Source organism: Microvirga mediterraneensis (assembly GCF_013520865.1).
GTDB lineage: Bacteria > Pseudomonadota > Alphaproteobacteria > Rhizobiales > Beijerinckiaceae > Microvirga > Microvirga mediterraneensis.
Genome location: NZ_JACDXJ010000001.1, coordinates 3160001 through 3176776, shown reverse-complemented (window position 1 = coordinate 3176776; position 16776 = coordinate 3160001). Strand labels below are relative to the sequence as shown.

Sequence of the window (16776 nt, the reverse complement as noted above, 5' to 3'; positions counted from 1 at the left end):
CGTTCTATCGAAGCATGTTCCAGGCCTTCAGGAAGAAGTCCTGAGTCCCGAAATTTCCCGACTTGAGTGCAAGTGCCAGATCATTCCCGGCGAGCGAGCGGGTCCACGGGACGCCCGGATCGATTTCGGGCCCGATAGCAAGGGCATCCACATCGAGGGCGTTCACGACGGCGCCGGACGTCTCGCCACCGGCGACGATGAGGCGGGTGAGGCCGAGGGCTGGCAGCGCTCTCGCAATTCCCGCGAGGGTGTTCTCGCCGATCTCGCCGGCGTTCATCCGCCCGAGCCTGTTTTGAACCGCCGAGACTTCCTCGGGGGTTGCCGTGGAATAGATGAGGACCGGTCCGCCTTCAGGTTGGGCCTTCAGCCAGTCGAGCGCCGTGCGCGCGCCGGTCGTACCCGCGGCCAGTTCCATCGCGTCGAGCCGCAGCGCGGGAATGCCCGCATCGAGCGCGGCCTTGACCTGTCCTCTCGTAGCGCTTGAGCATGACCCCGCAAGGATGATGCTGCGTCCGGCAGGCGCTTCGAAGCTCGTATCAACGGTCCGAGTCGATGGCTCGCTTTGCCGGTAGGCTGCAGGAAGCCCCATGGCGACGCCCGATCCGCCGGTGATGAGAGGAAACTCCGCGGCTGCAAGACCGATGGCCCGAAGGTGCGCATCGTTCAACGCATCGACGATGACGATCCGATGTCCTGCCGCCTTCTCGCGTTTGAACGCAGAGCGAATGGCGTCCGGCCCGGCGTCAACATCTTCATAGGACACGAGGCCGATCGAGAGCTTCGTCTGCCGTTGCAGCACACGCACGAGGTTGGAATCGCGCATGGGCGTGAGCGGGTGGTCCTTCATGCTGCTTTCGTGCAGGGGGACGCCGTTGACGAAGAGGTGGCCTCCGTAGACCGTTCGGCCATTGGCGGGAAAGGCCGGGCAGGCGAGCGTGAAGTCGCTTCCGGTGAAGGCGAGAAGCGCCTCGGCGACCGGCCCGATATTGCCTTCATCCGTCGAATCGAAGGTCGAGCAGTACTTGAAGAACAGGTGCTGCGCGCCTGCCCGTCCCAGAGCCTTTGCCGCGGCCAGCGAGAGATCGACGGCCTCCTGTGCGGGGTTGGTCCTGGACTTCAGGGCGACCACGACAGCATCTGCGCCCGCCAGATCGAGGTCTGCACGCGGCACGCCGATCGTCTGGATCGTACGGAGCCCTTCGCGGGCCAGCATGAGGGCCAGATCCGTTGCTCCGGTCAGATCATCGGCGATGCATCCGAGCTTCATGCCAAGGCTCCATAGGCGTTCGAGGGAAGATCCTGGGGCCAGGTCGCCAGCCACCCAAGGCCGTCTTCCGTGCGGCCGCGAGGCTTGTATTCGGCCCCGATCCACCCGCCATATCCGATGCTGTCGAGGAACCGGCCAATATGGCGGCAGTCGATCTCACCTTCGTCCGGTTCGGCGCGGCTCGGAACGGCAGCAATCTGCACATGGCCGATCAGGTCGAGGTGATCCTTGAGGCGTCGCGTCAGATCGCCTTGCATGATCTGGGTGTGATAGCAGTCGAACATGATTTTCACGTTCCGGCGGCCGACCTGGTCGATGATCGAGGCCGCCTGCTCCACACGGTGCAGAAAGTAGCCCGGTTTGTCCCGGTGGTTGATCGGCTCGAGCAGGACCGTCATGCCGGCCTGCGCAGCCTTTTCGGCCGCAAGCATCAGATTGGCCACGAATGTCCGCTCGGCAGTCGAAACAGCGTCGGGAGCGACGATTCCCGACATGCAGTGAACGGCCGTCGCGCCGATGGCATGGCCATAGGAAACGGCCTGATCGACGGCTTGCTGAAATTCACTTTCGCGTCCTGCCAGTGCTCCAAGGCCGAAATCCCCTGCGGCAGCGTGGCCGACCGGCGTATTCAGTCCAAGCATGGTGACTTGGCTGCGGGTCAAAGCGTTGCGCATGTCGGCGGCGGGAACCTGGTAGGGCCAATGCATCTCGACGGCTTTGAAGCCTGCGGCGGCGGCGGCGGCGATGCGATCGATTTCGGGAACCTCAGTGAAGAGAAAGCCTAGATTGGCCGAGAAACGGGGCATCGGTTCATCCGCATGTGTGTGAGTGGTGATGGGGTAAGGAGCAGCAATCCTGGGATTCGTCGGGCGCTTCCTCGGCAATCGCCTCGTCCAGCTTGAAATGCGTCACCAGATCCCGGACCTGCGCACGGGTCAGCAGACGCGGGTTGAGTCCGTGCAGGAGCAGGCGCAGTTTCGCGGTCTCTTCCAGTTCCTCGGTGGCATAGACGGCAGCTTCCAGGTCCTTGCCGGCCACAACGGGACCATGATTGGCCAAGAGGACGGCGCTGTACTTGCCCGCAAGTCCCCGGATGGCGTCGGCCACGGCGGGATCTCCCGGCCTGTAATAAGGAACGAGAGCTGTCCGTCCGATCTTCATGACGTAGTAGGCCGTCATCGGCGGCAAGGCGTTCGCAGGGTCCACGTCGGGCAGCATCGAGACTGCGACGGAATGGGTGGAGTGGAGGTGAACGATCGCGCCAGCGTCCTCGCGGGTTGCATAAAGGGCCGAGTGGAGAGGCAATTCCTTCGTCGGGGCATCGCCCGAGACGAGGCGGCCATCGGAATCCAGTTTGCTCAGCCGGGCTGGATCGAGGAAGCCGAGGGAGCTGTTGGTCGGCGTCGTCAGCCAGCCTCCATCGCTCAGTCGGATCGAGATGTTGCCGGACGAGCCCGCCGTCAGGCCGCGCTCGAACAGGGAGCGCCCGAACTGGCAGATGGTTTCGCGAAGGCGGCTCTCATCGCTCATGGGGAGGCCTTTGGAATTCTACGGGTGGAAAGAACGTTCAGCGGCAGCTGCTGTCAGATGGCGTGACGGACGCGCTCCCATGTCTTTTCCATGTGGGCGTTCAGGATCCTCGACAGGCGATCCGCATCGCGAGCTTCGAGCGCGGCGATCATTTCCTCGTGGTCGGCGACGGCGCCGGCCCACTTTTCCGGCCCTTCGTTGCCGATGTAGCGGATGCGTTTCAGGCGGGCCTGCAGGACATTGTGGACCGAAACCAGCGCCTCGTTCTTGGACAGGCGCAGGATCGCCGAGTGGATGTTCTGGTTCAGCTTGAAATAGGGCAGGCGGTCCCGCTTCTCGTACATGTCCATCATGCGATCGTGGAGCTGCCGGACTTCGCGGATCTCGGCCTCGGTGGCGTGCTCGCAGGCCAGACGCCCGGCCAAGCCCTCGAGATTGCCTAGGACGATCAGGCTGTCGTGCACGTCCTTGGCGGTGAACTGGCGGACCACGGCGCCGCGCCCCGGCGACAATTCCAGCAGCCCCTCGCTCACGAGGAACTTGAGGGCCTCGCGCAAGGGAGTCCGGGAGACGCCGAGGAGTTTGCCGAGATTACCCTCGTGGAGCCGGGTTCCGGCTGCGAGCTCGCCCTCGATGATCATGTCGCGCACGCGCGCCACGATGGCATCGTGGAGGGTAGGGCGGATGATCGGTCCGCGCGAGTCGAACTCGTCGGGCGGCAGGCCTGCTGCCTCGGATGCCATGGCTCGTTCCATCGTTAGCCGTCTTTCCACAAGTCATGACGGGGATTGCTCCCTCTCTATACAACTTTTTCCCGAAGGCTCGCAAACAAAATTCTGTATACAGCATACTTGTGTACGAAATTTAGCCCTGTTAGTGTCCTTGCGTCATCCCGAGAAGAGGTTGCCGTGAGCGCTCAAACGTTATCGACCCCGTCAGCAAAGCCGACCGTCGCGTTCGCCATGGGCGATCCGGCCGGAATCAGCCCGGAACTGGCCGCCAAGCTGATCGCATCGGATGAGTTCCGCTCCGGAGCCGATCTCGTGATCTTCGGCGATCTTCGGATCCTGGAGCAGGGCGCCAAGGTTGCAGGCGTCTCCGTCGACGTGGAGGTCGTCGGCTCCGAGCAGGCGATCCCGGACAACTCCACGCGTCCGGTTTTCGTCGACCTCAAGAACCTCGGCCTCGATCAGGTCGTGCCCGCCACGGCAACGCTCGAAGGCGGCCAGTTCGCGACCGAGAATTTCCGCTGGGCTCTTCTGCTCGCCCAGTCGGGTCGCGCCGATGCGGTGTTCTTCACGCCCTTCAACAAGAAGGCCATGCGGCTCGCCTATGACGGCTACGACGACGAGATCCGTTTCGTGCGGGACGTTCTCAAAACGTCGGTCGCCGCGAGCGAGTTCAACGTTCTGGGCCGGACCTGGAACGCCCGCGTGACGTCGCATATCCCGCTGTCGCAGGTCGCTTCGGCCATTTCCGAGAAGGCGATCCTGCGGTCGCTCACGCTGGCCGATCAGTGCATGCGCGCCGCGGGGTTCAACCCGCCGCGCATCGCGGTTGCGGGCCTCAACCCGCATGCGGGCGACGGAGGCAATTTCGGCACCGAGGAAATCGACGTGATCGAGCCGGCCGTTCGCCAGGCGCAGGCGCAGGGCTTCACGGTCGAGGGTCCATTCCCGTCCGACACGGTCTTCCTGCGTGCCAAGAACGGCGACTTCGACGCCGTTCTCACCATGTATCACGACCAGGGGCAGATCGCCATGAAGCTCATGGGCTTCGATCGCGGCATCACGCTCATCGGCGGCTTCGAGTTCCCGATCTGCACCCCGGCCCACGGCACGGCCTATGAGATCGCCGGCAAGGGCATCGCCAATCTCGGCGCCAGCCGGGAGGCCCTTTCGCTCGCCATTCGCATGGGCGCCGAAACGAAGGCCCGCCGGTCCGAGGTTGAGCAGCCGAGGCTGTCGGCGGTCAATTCCTAAACAACAGTTCCGAGACACGAGATCATCGGTCGGAAACACCACAGGGAGGAAGAACGATGCTTAAAAAGACTTCATGGTTGCTCGCCACCGCCGTCGCGGTGACTTTCGGCGGCGTGGCGCAGGCTGATTGGAAGCCCTCGAAGCCGGTCGAGTTCGTCGTGACATCGTCGCCCGGCGGCGGCACCGACAACTTCGCCCGCGTCGTGCAGTCGATCATCGCCAAGCACAAGCTGATGGATCAGTCCGTCATCGTCACCAACAAGGGCGGCGGCAGCGGCGCTGAAGGCTTCATCTATACGAAGGTCGCGGCGGGCGACACCCACAAGCTCACCTTCGGCACGAACAACGCGTACCTGCTGCCTTACGTGGCGAAGCTCGCCTACAAGCCCGACGAGCTGACGCCGGTGGCCGCCATGGCGCTCGACGAGTTCCTGCTGTGGGTCAAGGCGGATTCCCCCTACAAGGACGCGAAGAGCTATATCGAAGCCGTGAAGGCGAAGCCCGACACCTTCAAGATGGGCGGCAGCCAGTCCAAGGATACGGACCAGACGCTCACCAGCCTGATCCAGGACGCGACGGGTGCAAAGTTCATCTACGTTCCGTTCCAGGGCGGCGGCGCGGCCGGCGTGCAGCTGGCCGGCGGCCACATCGACTCGAACACCAACAACCCCAACGAGAACGCGGGCCAGTGGAAGGCCGGCGCGGTCACTCCGCTCTGCGTGTTCAGCCCGACGCGTCTGCAGGGCAGCGTAAAGGTCACGGCTACCATGGGCTGGGCCGACATTCCGACTTGCAAGGAAGCCGGCATTCCGATCGATAAGTTCCAGATGCCGCGCACCGTATGGCTGCCGGGCGGCGTTCCGGCCGAGACGGTGGCGTACTACGCCGAGGTGCTCAAGAAGGTCAGCGAGACGCCCGAGTGGAAGGAATATATCGAGCGCACCTCACAGACCGACCGCTTCCTGGCTGGAGCCGACCTGAAGAGCTTCATCGCAGACGATGACGCCAAGAACCGCAAGGTCTTCGAGGCGGAAGGCTGGGTCGTCCGCTAATCGCAACGATCTCCATGGCTGACGGGGGAAGCCCCGTCAGCCATTATTGTATGCGGCACTCATCGGACCGGGATGAACGTCATGATTTCTCGTTATACGGCTGAAATCGGAACTGCGACCTTGACGGCTGGCCTGGGGCTCGCCGCGGTCATCGGTGCTCTGGAATTCGGGATTGGCTGGGGCGACGCGGGTCCGGAATCCGGCACGTTCCCATTCTACATGGGGCTCCTGGTCGTCGCCGCCAGCATCGGCACCATGGTCCAGGCCACCGTAGGTCGAAAGGGATTGCAGTCGGTCTTCCTTCACAGGGAGGAGGCCATGCGCGTCGCATCGTTCTTCCTGCCGATGGTCGCCTTCGTGGCGGTGTCGCTTCTCCTCGGCCTTTATGTGGCGACGGCTCTGTACCTGGCCTTCGTCATGTGGGCGCAGGGCAAGTACCGTCCCGTCGTCTCGATCGCCTCAGGCGTTGCCGCGGCCGTCATTTTTTATGTCCTGCTCGAAGTCGCTTTCCAGGTGCCTCTCCTGAAGGGCCCGCTCGAAGCCGCTCTCGGCATCTACTAGCCTTCAATCCTGACGGAGACAGGTCGTGGACAATTTCGCATCACTCCTTCACGGGTTCGGCGTCGCGCTGACAACCTACCACGTCATCCTGATGATGGTCGGCGTCCTGCTGGGCATTCTCGTCGGCGTCCTTCCGGGACTCGGCGCGCCGAACGGTGTTTCGCTGCTTCTGCCGTTGACCTTCACCATGGATCCGGTGGCGGCGATCATCCTGCTCACCAGCATGTACTGGGGGGCGCTTTTCGGCGGATCGACCACGTCGATCCTGTTCAACATTCCGGGCGAGCCCTCATCCGTCGCGACCACGTTCGACGGTTATCCCATGGCCCGGCAGGGACAGGCGACGCAGGCCCTGACGCTCGCATTCCTGTCCGCCGGATTCGGCGCTCTGGTCGGCGTCATCCTCATCACCGTGCTGTCCACCTGGGTGGCCAAGTTCGCTCTCCGATTCAGCTCGCCCGAATATTTCGCCGTGTACTTCCTCGCCTTCGCCAGCTTCGTCGGGCTCGGCGCCGCGTCCCCGTTCAAGACCGTCGTGTCCATGGGCCTCGGCTTCGCCTTCGCGGCGGTCGGCATGGACACGGTGTCCGGCGGCCTGCGCCTGACGTACGGGTTCAACGAGCTTCTGTCCGGCATCAGCTTCCTCATCGCTGTAATCGGCCTCTTCGGCATCGGCGAACTCATGATCACCATGGAGGAGGGGCTGCGCTTCGACGGCATCCGCGCCCGGGTCAAGGTGCGCGACGTGCTCAAGACGATTGCCACCCTGCCGCGCTATTGGGTGACGCTGCTGCGCAGCGCCGCCATCGGCTGCTGGATGGGAATCACGCCCGGCGGACCGACGGCCGCGTCCTTCATGAGCTATGGCCTGGCCAAGCGCCTGTCGCGGCGCAAGGAAGGGTTCGGGAAAGGCCAGCCGGAAGGCGTCGTCGCTCCCGAAACGGCAGATCATGCCGCGGGCAGCAGCGCCATTCTGCCGATGCTCGCCCTCGGTGTTCCCGGCTCGGCGACCGCGGCGGTCATGATGGGCGGTCTGATGATCTGGGGTCTCAATCCTGGCCCCATGCTGTTCATCGAGCGCCCCGACTTCGTCTGGGGCCTGATCGCCAGCATGTATCTCGGCAACATCGTGGCCGTGCTCATGGTGCTCGCGACCATTCCGCTCTTCGCTTCGATCCTGCGCATTCCCTTCGCCATCATCGGTCCGGTGATCGTGGTCGTGTGCTTCGTCGGCGCCTACACGGTGGCGGGTCGGCCGTTCGACCTGTGGCTCGCTCTCGCCTTCGGCGTCGTGGGGTACCTGTTCAAGAAGCTCGATTACCCGATCGCGCCGCTCGTGCTGGCAATGGTGCTCGGCGACAAGGCGGAAGATGCGTTCCGGCAATCCATGATCATGTCGCGCGGCTCGCTCTCGATCTTCTGGTCGAACGGACTCGTCACGACGCTCATGCTGATCGGTCTCGCGCTCGCCCTCGGCCCGGTCCTGAGTACGGTGTTCGGACGCCTGACGAAGCCCAAGGCCTCGTCGGCGGTCGCCTGACCCCGATCTTCAAAGGGCCCGTCCGGTCCGCTGGCCGGGCCATCCTGCAGGAGCAATTTAATGGCGGCAGCCACATCACTCCAGATCGCGTTTCTCGGGATCGGTCTCATGGGATCGCGCCAAGCGAAGCGGCTGCTCGACGCGGGTTACTCGCTCACGCTCTGGAACCGCTCGCGCGAGAAAGCCGAGGCGCTTGAGCCTCTGGGTGCCCGCATCGCGGACGGGGCAGCCGACGCGGTGAGGGATGCGGACGTCGTCATTCTCATGCTGGAGAACGGGAAGATCGTCACAGACGTCCTGTTCTCGCAAGGTGTAGCCGAGGCCCTGAAGCCGGGCGCTATCCTGGTCGACATGAGTTCCATCAAGCCCGCGGAGGCGCAGGACCATGCGCGGCATCTGGCCGAGCGTGGCGTCCATCACATCGACGCGCCAGTCTCCGGCGGCACGACCGGCGCGGAACAGGGGACATTGGCGATCATGGCCGGCGGGGACGCCGAGATGTTCGCGCGCGTCGAACCCATCCTGGGCGTGATGGGACGCCCCGTTCATGTGGGGCCGCACGGGGCAGGGCAACTGGCTAAGCTCGCCAACCAGATCATTGTCGGCGTGACCATCGGGGCCGTGGCCGAAGCGCTCCTTCTGGCGCAGCGCGGCGGTGCCGATCCGGCCAAAGTCCGCGAGGCTCTGCGCGGCGGTTTTGCCGAAAGCCGCATCCTTGAACTTCATGGCCAGCGCATGGTCGAGCGCGATTTCATCACGAAGGGCCGCTCGGTCACCCATCTCAAGGATCTCGACAATGCCCTGGACGCGGCCGGGCGCATCGACCTCGAGGCGCTTCCCTATACCGCGCTGACGGCGGACCTGTTTCGCGGCCTGATCGCGAACGCGGGAGATCTCGACCATAGCGGCTTACTCGTCGAACTCGAGCGCCGCAACGGCGAGGGACTCAGGTAGCGGGCGCCTGGACGAGAGCGCGGCTTCGCTCCAGCAGGTCCGGAAGGCGGGGCGAGCCGAGGCGGCCTCCGAAATGCTCGCACTTCATGGCGGCCGCAACATTGGCTATCCGAACCCTGCGTGCCAGATTCCAACCGTTGACGAGGCCGTAAGCGTAGGTGCCGTGCCAGACGTCGCCCGCATTCAGGGTGTCGACCGCTTCAATGGGAATCGTGGGGAACTCGGAAACAATATCTTCCGAAGCCTCACGTTGCCAGATCATGGCGCCGGCCGCGCCGAGCGTCACGCCGACGATCTCCGCTTCCAGATCCTGCGCCACGCTCATCAAGGCATCTCTGGGTGAGCGATTGCTCGCGAGGGAGAGCAGGGCGGGCTCCGAAAACAGCACATGATCCGCGAGGGCGATCATCTCCCGGAGTTGTTCCGGCGGCGCGACATCGGCGTCGAGGAGCGTCGGGACGCCGTGACGGCGCGCTTCGGCGAGCAGGGTCTTGGCCCCTTCGCGCCAGCGCATGTCGACGAGAACGGCGGCGGCCTCCGCCACTCGGTCGAGCGGCAGCCAGCCCGGGTCGGCATCGAGCGACGGATCCGTGTACGGCACCACGAGCCTTTCGCCGAACCGGTCGACGAGGATGGTTGAGAAAGCCGTGCGGGCACCCGGGATCCTGCGGATGCTCTCCGTGCGGACGGCCTCATTGGACAAATCGTGCAGGAAGCTGTCGCCGGTGGGATCGTCGCCGATGCGCGCCCAGATTTCGACCTTGCCGCCGAGGCGTGCGATGGTGACAGCAGCGGCCGTCGCCATGCCCGAGGCTGCCTGGACGGCTTTCTCGGGCAGCACCTTCGCGCCATGGCCCGGGATGCGGTCGATCTTGAAGATGGTGTCCCAGAACGCGCATCCGAGACAGATTACAGGCTTGTCGTTCATGGCTTACTCGAGGCGCAGCGCCCGCGCCCGGGCGCTCGTCACATGCGCGGCGGCGGCCTCGACGGCGACCGGAATGTCCCGCCGCTTCATGGCCGCGATGATGGCGAGGTGCTCGCGCATCACCGGGAGGACGAGATCCTCGTCGAGACTCGTCTCGTTCTGCCGGATGAGGCGGACCTTGATCCAGTTGACCCGATAGGCCTTCGAGATGATCTCGTTGTTGAGATCGTCGATGATCCTCTCGTGGAACTCCCGGTCAACCTGCTGGGCCTCGGCGACGAGCCGTTCCGTCAATCCGCCCTGAGCCGAATCGACGATCGCCCGGTGGGCGGCCTCGATCTGCGCAATGGCGGCGTCGCTCGCCGTCTGGCTGAACGCCGCGACGGCCTCGCGCTCCAGGATCAGCCGGAACTGGAAGGCGTTGCGGATCAGCGCGATGTCGAGGGGCAGGACCTGCAATCCGCGCTGCGGCACGGTCACGATCAACCCCTCGGCCTCCAGGCGCGGAATCAGCTCCCGGATCGCCCCGAGCGGCTGTCCGGTGATGCCGACAAGCTCGCGTTGGGTCACGAACTGCCCGGGCTTGATCTCGCTGCGCAACAATTGTTCCGTAAAGGCGTCATAGGCCCGCTCCCGTAGCTTGATCTCCGAGCGTGGCGCGGGACGGGCCATGGTCATGCGACGGCCTTGATCACATGTCCGAACGGCGCGAGCAGCGAGACGGCGCGCGCGGTGCTCCGTTCGTCCAGGGTCGCAAGCGGCGGCCGCGCCACCGCCCAGGCCGGGTCCTGGCGCACATGGGCGGTAAGCGCCTTCACCATCGGCAAGATGGGATGGCGGCCGATCTCCTGCACCAGATCGACGATGCGCGGATCATCGCGGCCAGCCTCCGCGAGGGCGACGACGGCTTCCGGGACGATGTTGGCGACGCCGCAGATGGAACCCGCCGCTCCCGCCGCGCAGGCGCGGCCGAGATAGCTCTCGTCGCCGACGAGGATGTCGAGGTCGGGAAAGGCTTCGATCAGGGTGAAAGTCGCCTCTGCATCGCCCGAACTGTCCTTCACGCCCCTGACGACGCCGGGAAAGCGCTCGCGCAGGCGCGCGATTACCGCGTGCGACAGGGGCACGCCGGTCATGCCGGGGATGTGGTAGAGAAGGATGTCGCGCAGATTGCTGCCGACCATGTCGAACACCGCCGCGTACCATCCGAACACCGCATCGTCCGGGGCAGGGCGGAAGTAGAAGGGCGGCGCCAGCAGGACTGCGTGTGCGCCGCGCCGCAGGGCTCGACTCGTGCTGTAAGCGGCCTCCTCGGGTGAACAGGCGAGCACGCCTTCCACCAGCTTGTTCGGGGGGAGGCCGAGGCTGATGATCTCGCTTGCGACGCGGTCACGCTCCATTGCGCCGACCGACGGACCTTCACCGGTCGTCCCGAACAGCGTCGCCGTCCGGCAGCCTCGCGAAAGACAATCCTTCGCATGATTGATGAGGCGGCGAGCATCCACCTTGCCGTCGAGAAACGGCGTGACGAGGGCGGGACTGATGCCAAAGCTGAGCGACACGGGAGCCTCCAATGACAGCTTCGGCACCGGGGCGAGCAAGTGCCGTGTTGACACTAACATGTTACATGGGGCTTAATCGGTTGCAAGCACTGAAAAGGAGTCCCGAAGGGACCGTTACAACGGCACACGGAGGAAATGCGCCATGGCTATCGGATCGGTTACGCGTCGTACATTTCTCGCAAGCACGGCGGCAGCTGCCGCATACGGTCTCGGCGGCGCAGGGCCTGTCTTTGCCGAGGTGAACTGGAAGAAATACGCCGGCACGAAGATCGGCGTGAACCTCGTGAAGAGTCCGCGCGGCGAGGTGCTGCAGAAGTTCGAGAAGGAGTTCACCGACCTGACGGGCATCCAGGTTTCGTCCGAGCAGACGCCGGAGCAGCAGCAGCGGCAGAAGGCCGTCATCGAGCTGAACTCCGGAAGCCCGAGTTTCGACGTGGTGCATCTCAGCTATCATGTCCAGAAGCGGCAGTTCGAGAAGGCCGGCTGGCTCGCCGACATCAGCGGCTTCATGAGGAACCCGGAGTTGACGGACCCGAGCCTGACCGAAAGCGATTTCTCTCAGGCCGGCCTGCTCTACGCGAAGAACCCGCAGGGCCAGATGCTTTCGCTGCCGTTCTCGGTCGACTACTGGATGATCTACTGGAACAAGGACCTGTTCGCCAAGAAGGGGCTCTCTTACCCGCAGACCTTCGAGGAGATGGTCGTGGCCGCCGAGGCCCTGACGGATGCCAAGGAAGGAACATACGGCTTCGTCGCGCGCGGCCTGAAAAACGCCAACGTTCCCGTCTGGACGAGCTTCCTGCTCGGCTACGGCGTCGACCCGGTGGATTCCAACGGCAAGCTGATGACGGATTCGCCGGAGGCCATTGAGGCTGCGAAACTCTACCAGCGCCTGCTGACGAAAGCCGCCCCGCAGGGCGTCGCCGGCTTCAACTGGTCGGAATGCCAATCGGCGTTCCTGCAGGGCAAGGTCGGCATGTGGCTCGACGGCGTCGGCTTCGCGCCTCCGCTGGAGGATCCGGAGAAATCGCGCGTGGTCGGCAAGGTCGGCTACGGCGTCATGCCGAAGGGCCCGAGGGCGCAGGCCTCTGCAACGTTCGGCGACGGCATCGGCGTGACAGCCGCGAGCAAGAACAAGGAGGCGGCGTATCTCTACTGCCAGTGGGCGGTTTCGAAGCTCATGGGCGCGCGCCTGCTGCAGGCGGGCGGCGGCGTGCCGTTCCGCCAGTCCATCCTCGACGATCCCGAGACCCGCAAGGGCGTGAAGATGCCGCCGGAATGGATCGACGCGGTGGTGGCATCGGGCAAGATCAGCAAGCTGGGCCTTCCGGTGATCCAGCCGGTGACGGAGTTCCGCGACATCATCGGCATCGGCCTCACCAATCTTCTCGGCGGAGGGGATCCGGCGACCGAGATGAAGAAGGCGACGGAGCAGTTCAAGCCCATCCTCGAGCGCAGCGAGAAGGCCTGATGCGGGCCGCGCGGGAGCAGGTCGCGATGGTGGAGCATGGCCATGACCATCATCGCTGAACCCCAGGCCGCATCGGTCCCGGAGGCGGCGCCCACGACGGGCGCCCGCCCGCCGCGTTCGTACTGGCCCTTCGTCGTCCCCGCCGTCGCTGTGGTGGGATCGGTGATCGTGTTCCCGTGGGCCTTCACGGTCTGGATGAGCCTGCAGGAATGGACGGTCGGCGGCGCCCGCCGCTTCACCGGCCTGTCCAACTACATGCGCCTCGCGTCGGACGAGCGGTTCCTGACCTCGGTCGGCCATACGCTCGTCTACACGTTCCTGGCGGTCGTCCTGCCGCTGATCCTCGGCACGCTGGCGGCTCTCATCTTCAACTCCCGCCTGCCTTTCCGCGGCATCCTGCGCGGCATCTTCGTTATGCCCATGATGGCCACGCCCGTCGCGGTCGCCTTGGTCTGGACGATGATGTTTCACCCGCAGCTCGGCGTCCTGAACTATCTCCTGTCGCTGATCGGCATCGGCCCGCAGGCCTGGGTCTTCAATCCTTCGACCGTGATCCCCTCGCTGGTTCTGGTCGAGACCTGGCAATGGACGCCGCTCGTGATGCTGATCGTGCTCGGCGGTCTCGCGGCCATTCCGACGGAGCCCTATGAAAGCGCCGCCATCGACGGAGCGAATATCTGGCAGCGCTTCCGCTACATCACGCTGCCGATGATCGCGCCTTTCCTCATGGTAGCCGTGATCATCAGGACCATCGATGCGCTGAAAAGCTTCGACATCATCTACGCCATCACCCAGGGCGGCCCGGGCACCGCGTCGGAAACGATCAATCTCTATCTCTACAGCGTCGCCTTCGCCTATTACGACGTCGGCTACGGCTCGGCCATCGCGGTCGTGTTCTTCGCCATCGTCATCGGCCTGTCCCTTCTCATGCTCCATCTTCGCCAGCGCACGAAGTGGATGGACCTTCAGGGGGGCGCATGAACATCCGCAAAGCCGCCGATACGCTCGGCCTGCTCTTCGTCGGTCTCGTGCTGGTTTCTCCGGCCATCCTGTTCTTCCTCTGGATGATTTCGCTTTCGCTGAAATTCGAGGTCGACAACGCTGCCTATCCGCCGATCCTTATCCCCGAACGCTTTGCGTGGAAGAACTATACGGGGGTGTTCGAATCGAACCGGTTCGGTCTCTTTTTCCTCAACAGCCTGATCGTCACCGGCTCCGCCACCGGGCTCGCGCTTCTGATCGGCGTGCCCGCCGGCTACGGCATCGCCCGCATGAAGGCCACCAAGGCCGCCGTCGTCGTGCTCATCGCGCGCATGACACCCGGCCTGTCCTATCTGATCCCGCTCTTTCTGCTTTTCCAATGGCTGGGACTCATGGGCACCCTGCTGCCGCAGATCATCGCGCACCTCGTCATCACGGTGCCGATCGTCATCTGGATCATGATCGGCTATTTCGAGACGACCCCGCTCGAGCTCGAGGAGGCGGCCGTGATCGACGGAGCCGACCGCTGGGACGTGTTCCGGCATATCGCCCTGCCGATCGCGAAACCCGGCATCACCGTCGCGTTCATCCTCGCGGTGATCTTCTCCTGGAACAACTTCGTCTTTGGGGTCGTTCTGGCGGGTCGCGAAACGCGGACCCTGCCGGTTGCGGTCTACAACATGCTGTCCTTCGAGCAGTTGAGCTGGGGCCCTCTGGCCGCGGCCGCCCTGATCGTGACCCTTCCCGTCCTCATCCTGACCATCGTGGCTCAGCGGCAGATCGTGGCCGGGTTGACGGCCGGCGCGGTGAAAGGCGGCTGACGGAGGCTGCTGCTAGGCGACGGCCTGATAATTGATGGGATTCCCGAACGGCACTGTGGTAATCCGTACTTCGTTCTTTGCGGCAGCGTTAGGTCGGTGCACCGCTTACAGCGTCCGCGTCAAATGGGAAAAGGCCGATGGCGACAACGCTCTACGATCTCAGCGTTCCGACCTTCCTGCAGACCGTCAGGGCCGTCGAGGGCTTTCTCGACCGCGCGGCGCAGCACTGCGCTGAAATTGGCGCGGATCCGGACGATTTCGTGCAGGTGCGGCTCTTCGAAGACATGGCGCCCTTCCACTTTCAGATCGAAGCCGCGTGGCACCATGCCGTATGGGGGCTGGAGGCTGCGAAGACCGGTGTGTTCGCCCCGCCCGCTTTGGTGGGCCCCGTTCCTTTCGCCGACCTGCGGGCTATGATGGCCAAGGCGCAAACGGCGCTCGAGGCGTTGACTCCTGACGAGGTCAACAGCTGGGCAGGCAGGGAGTTGGACCTTCAGATCGGGCCTCGAAAGCTTCGGTTCACTTCGGAGACCCTTATTCTCTCGTTCTCACTGCCGAACTTTTATTTTCATGCCGTGACCGCGTACGACATTCTGCGCATGCGTGGCGTGCCGCTCGGAAAACGCGATTACGAGGGACAGTTACGCACCAGAATGCCCTAGATCACCGCCACGTGCGGTGCGGCGTCGCCCCACAGGCCGAGCTTCCGGCAGGGCCTCGGCATTCTGGCTGTTGTGGATCCGATCTCAGGTCGGCCGTAGGGCGACGGGACGACCGTCAGCATCAACGAGGGCATGGATCTTGCTCATGAGGCCGCCCCGGGAACGGTCCATACCGCGATCGGAGGGGCGCCCACCTTACGCATCATATCGTGCTGGTAGACGCTGAAATCGCCTCGCGAGGGGCGGGCGGTTTTGATCCAGCTCATCGTTGCGGGAGAGACGGGTGCTAAGATGCGCATGTTTCGGCGGGGATCCTGCCGGAAATCGCATGGAAGGATGGCATCGATGCCGCGCTATTCGAAAACCCTCATCATTCTTCATTGGGCCATGGCCGTCTTGATCCTGGCTGCTTGGCTTACGTCCGAGGGAGGGCGGCAGGTTCGCCTTAACCCACCAGCGCTGCATTTCTCGCTCGGGTTGTCCGTGCTTCTGCTCGTCCTGCCGAGGCTGGTCGCCCGCTGGTGGGGCAGTCACCCCCGCATCGAAGATCCGCAGGGGCCATGGCTCAACCTCGCGGCCAAGATCGGCCATGCGGTGCTGTACCTGTTCATGATCGGCCTGCCGCTCACCGGCTGGTACGCCGCCTCGCGCATGGGCGTTCAGGTCTCATTCTTCGGCCTGTCCCTGCCATCTATCGCGGCGGCGGCCCAGGGAGATCCCGGACCCATCGCGGAGATCCATGAGACCGGCGGCACGGTCATTCTCGTCCTGGCCGGGCTCCATTCCGTGATCGCCTTTTGGCACCAGTTCGTGCTCCGTGATGGAACGATGCAACGGATGAATCCTGTCTAGGACGATTTTCGGTGAAGTGGATCCGGTTCACCGTCAAAAGTTGCCCGGTCATAAGTTGCGGCAGCAGGGCCCAAGTGATCAAACCCGGGTTGCCGCGATCCACCTCTGCCGCACGCTCCCGACGAGGTTTATGGCAGGGGGAAAAGCCCCGCCATGGCCGTGACAGCGGCCAGAATGCCGGAGCCGGCCTCTGCATGTGGCGTAATCGCGCAATCATGTCCGTCAAAAGTGCCAAGCAATTGTCTCAAAGGATCAAGCACGCCCGCAGGAGAGCATCATAGTAGAATGATCTTTATGTCTCGGCCTCGCACTTGCGGTAACCCAAGCGCGAAAGGGAGGTTGGCGATGAACAAGATTCTCTTGGCGGTTGGTGCTTTGGCGATCGGTGCTCTTCTCGTTCCGGGCGAAGCCGAAGCACAACGCGGTGGACATGGCGGGTTTGGCGGGTTTGGCGGCGCTGGAGGATTCCGCGGCGGCAGCTTCGGCGGCGCGGGAGGATTCCGGGGCGGTAGTTTCGGCGGCGGCTTCGGCGGAGGGCCGAGGATGTTCATTCCTCCCGGTGGCGCGGGCGGCTTCCGCGGAGCAGGTGGCTTCCGTCCGGGAGCGATAGGGG

General features: G+C 64.2%; 18 protein-coding genes (1 of these 18 running past the window's edge). 11 read left to right on the top strand and 7 right to left on the bottom strand.

Features of this window, described 5'->3' with window-relative positions; all coding sequences use genetic code 11:
- Nucleotides 1-4: 4 nt before the first annotated feature.
- Genes otnK through H0S73_RS14985 form a run of 4 tightly spaced genes read right to left on the bottom strand, consistent with a single transcriptional unit; the run spans nt 5 to nt 3540 of the window.
- Nucleotides 5-1267: a 3-oxo-tetronate kinase gene (gene otnK, locus H0S73_RS15000; protein WP_181052903.1), complete on the bottom strand. Its 1263-nt coding sequence runs from the start codon at nt 1265-1267 to the stop codon at nt 5-7.
- On the bottom strand, nt 1264-2073 hold the full coding sequence (locus H0S73_RS14995; protein ID WP_181052902.1) for a hydroxypyruvate isomerase family protein: 810 nt from the start codon (nt 2071-2073) through the stop codon (nt 1264-1266). The genes otnK and H0S73_RS14995 overlap by 4 nt, the downstream gene beginning before the upstream one ends.
- 4 nt (nt 2074-2077) lie before the next feature.
- A complete protein-coding gene (gene otnC / locus H0S73_RS14990) occupies nt 2078-2797 on the bottom strand; it encodes a 3-oxo-tetronate 4-phosphate decarboxylase (RefSeq protein ID WP_181052901.1) in 720 nt (239 codons plus the stop codon).
- Between the two features lie 53 nt (nt 2798-2850).
- The gene (locus tag H0S73_RS14985) at nt 2851-3540 is read right to left on the bottom strand and encodes a GntR family transcriptional regulator (protein WP_181052900.1); all 690 of its coding nucleotides are present in this window, start codon (nt 3538-3540) and stop codon (nt 2851-2853) included.
- A 219-nt stretch (nt 3541-3759) separates the two neighbouring features.
- Here H0S73_RS14985 and H0S73_RS14980 point away from each other — a divergent pair, with 219 nt between their 5' ends.
- From H0S73_RS14980 to H0S73_RS14960, 5 genes are all read left to right on the top strand, one after another.
- The gene (locus tag H0S73_RS14980) at nt 3760-4779 is read left to right on the top strand and encodes a 4-hydroxythreonine-4-phosphate dehydrogenase PdxA (RefSeq protein ID WP_181054354.1); all 1020 of its coding nucleotides are present in this window, start codon (nt 3760-3762) and stop codon (nt 4777-4779) included.
- Nucleotides 4780-4835: 56 nt separating this feature from the next.
- Nucleotides 4836-5831, top strand: coding sequence for a Bug family tripartite tricarboxylate transporter substrate binding protein (locus H0S73_RS14975; RefSeq protein WP_181052899.1), 996 nt, complete (start codon nt 4836-4838; stop codon nt 5829-5831).
- Between the two features lie 81 nt (nt 5832-5912).
- A complete protein-coding gene (locus tag H0S73_RS14970; protein WP_246388940.1) occupies nt 5913-6392 on the top strand; it encodes a tripartite tricarboxylate transporter TctB family protein in 480 nt (159 codons plus the stop codon).
- Nucleotides 6393-6417: 25 nt separating this feature from the next.
- Nucleotides 6418-7932: a tripartite tricarboxylate transporter permease gene (locus H0S73_RS14965; protein WP_181052897.1), complete on the top strand. Its 1515-nt coding sequence runs from the start codon at nt 6418-6420 to the stop codon at nt 7930-7932.
- Nucleotides 7933-7992: 60 nt separating this feature from the next.
- Nucleotides 7993-8886: an NAD(P)-dependent oxidoreductase gene (locus H0S73_RS14960; RefSeq protein ID WP_181052896.1), complete on the top strand. Its 894-nt coding sequence runs from the start codon at nt 7993-7995 to the stop codon at nt 8884-8886.
- On the opposite strand, the gene H0S73_RS14955 is transcribed toward H0S73_RS14960, so the two are convergent.
- The 3 genes from H0S73_RS14955 to H0S73_RS14945 are packed head-to-tail and all read right to left on the bottom strand — an operon-like array spanning nt 8879 to nt 11376.
- A complete protein-coding gene (locus H0S73_RS14955) occupies nt 8879-9814 on the bottom strand; it encodes a PfkB family carbohydrate kinase (RefSeq protein WP_181052895.1) in 936 nt (311 codons plus the stop codon). The genes H0S73_RS14960 and H0S73_RS14955 overlap by 8 nt on opposite strands.
- 3 nt (nt 9815-9817) lie before the next feature.
- Nucleotides 9818-10492, bottom strand: a complete 675-nt coding sequence (locus H0S73_RS14950) for a GntR family transcriptional regulator (protein ID WP_181052894.1) — start codon at nt 10490-10492, stop codon at nt 9818-9820.
- Nucleotides 10489-11376 carry a dihydrodipicolinate synthase family protein gene (locus H0S73_RS14945; protein ID WP_181052893.1) on the bottom strand — a complete coding sequence of 296 codons (888 nt, stop codon included), beginning with the start codon at nt 11374-11376 and terminating at the stop codon, nt 10489-10491. Before H0S73_RS14945 ends, H0S73_RS14950 begins: the two co-directional genes overlap by 4 nt.
- 142 nt (nt 11377-11518) lie before the next feature.
- Here H0S73_RS14945 and H0S73_RS14940 point away from each other — a divergent pair, with 142 nt between their 5' ends.
- From H0S73_RS14940 to H0S73_RS14910, 6 genes are all read left to right on the top strand, one after another.
- Nucleotides 11519-12847, top strand: a complete 1329-nt coding sequence (locus tag H0S73_RS14940) for an ABC transporter substrate-binding protein (RefSeq protein ID WP_181052892.1) — start codon at nt 11519-11521, stop codon at nt 12845-12847.
- 42 nt (nt 12848-12889) lie between these two features.
- On the top strand, nt 12890-13828 hold the full coding sequence (locus H0S73_RS14935; RefSeq protein WP_181052891.1) for a carbohydrate ABC transporter permease: 939 nt from the start codon (nt 12890-12892) through the stop codon (nt 13826-13828).
- A complete protein-coding gene (locus tag H0S73_RS14930) occupies nt 13825-14649 on the top strand; it encodes a carbohydrate ABC transporter permease (protein WP_181052890.1) in 825 nt (274 codons plus the stop codon). The genes H0S73_RS14935 and H0S73_RS14930 overlap by 4 nt, the downstream gene beginning before the upstream one ends.
- A 137-nt stretch (nt 14650-14786) precedes the next feature.
- Entirely contained in the window at nt 14787-15311 is a 525-nt protein-coding gene (locus H0S73_RS14925) for a DUF1993 domain-containing protein (protein WP_181052889.1), read from the top strand.
- A gap of 345 nt (nt 15312-15656) precedes the next feature.
- Nucleotides 15657-16163 (top strand): cytochrome b, encoded by a 507-nt coding sequence (locus tag H0S73_RS14915; RefSeq protein WP_181052888.1) that lies wholly within the window; start codon nt 15657-15659, stop codon nt 16161-16163.
- Nucleotides 16164-16508: 345 nt separating this feature from the next.
- Nucleotides 16509-16776, top strand: partial view of a hypothetical protein gene (locus tag H0S73_RS14910; RefSeq protein WP_181052887.1) — the start only. The gene runs 461 nt beyond the window's last position; only the first 268 of its 729 coding nucleotides appear in the window; it begins with the start codon at nt 16509-16511; its stop codon lies beyond the right edge, outside the window.

What these genes read in the sequence shown, in the direction of transcription:
- otnK (WP_181052903.1), bottom strand. Translation starts at nt 1,267, where the DNA reads ATGAAGCTCGGATGCATCGCCGATGATCTGACCGGAGCAACGGATCTG.
- H0S73_RS14995 (WP_181052902.1), bottom strand. Translation starts at nt 2,073, where the DNA reads ATGCCCCGTTTCTCGGCCAATCTAGGCTTTCTCTTCACTGAGGTTCCC.
- otnC (WP_181052901.1), bottom strand. Translation starts at nt 2,797, where the DNA reads ATGAGCGATGAGAGCCGCCTTCGCGAAACCATCTGCCAGTTCGGGCGC.
- H0S73_RS14985 (WP_181052900.1), bottom strand. Translation starts at nt 3,540, where the DNA reads ATGGCATCCGAGGCAGCAGGCCTGCCGCCCGACGAGTTCGACTCGCGC.
- H0S73_RS14980 (WP_181054354.1), top strand. Translation starts at nt 3,760, where the DNA reads ATGGGCGATCCGGCCGGAATCAGCCCGGAACTGGCCGCCAAGCTGATC.
- H0S73_RS14975 (WP_181052899.1), top strand. Translation starts at nt 4,836, where the DNA reads ATGCTTAAAAAGACTTCATGGTTGCTCGCCACCGCCGTCGCGGTGACT.
- H0S73_RS14970 (WP_246388940.1), top strand. Translation starts at nt 5,913, where the DNA reads ATGATTTCTCGTTATACGGCTGAAATCGGAACTGCGACCTTGACGGCT.
- H0S73_RS14960 (WP_181052896.1), top strand. Translation starts at nt 7,993, where the DNA reads ATGGCGGCAGCCACATCACTCCAGATCGCGTTTCTCGGGATCGGTCTC.
- H0S73_RS14955 (WP_181052895.1), bottom strand. Translation starts at nt 9,814, where the DNA reads ATGAACGACAAGCCTGTAATCTGTCTCGGATGCGCGTTCTGGGACACC.
- H0S73_RS14950 (WP_181052894.1), bottom strand. Translation starts at nt 10,492, where the DNA reads ATGACCATGGCCCGTCCCGCGCCACGCTCGGAGATCAAGCTACGGGAG.
- H0S73_RS14940 (WP_181052892.1), top strand. Translation starts at nt 11,519, where the DNA reads ATGGCTATCGGATCGGTTACGCGTCGTACATTTCTCGCAAGCACGGCG.
- H0S73_RS14935 (WP_181052891.1), top strand. Translation starts at nt 12,890, where the DNA reads ATGACCATCATCGCTGAACCCCAGGCCGCATCGGTCCCGGAGGCGGCG.
- H0S73_RS14930 (WP_181052890.1), top strand. Translation starts at nt 13,825, where the DNA reads ATGAACATCCGCAAAGCCGCCGATACGCTCGGCCTGCTCTTCGTCGGT.
- H0S73_RS14925 (WP_181052889.1), top strand. Translation starts at nt 14,787, where the DNA reads ATGGCGACAACGCTCTACGATCTCAGCGTTCCGACCTTCCTGCAGACC.
- H0S73_RS14915 (WP_181052888.1), top strand. Translation starts at nt 15,657, where the DNA reads ATGCCGCGCTATTCGAAAACCCTCATCATTCTTCATTGGGCCATGGCC.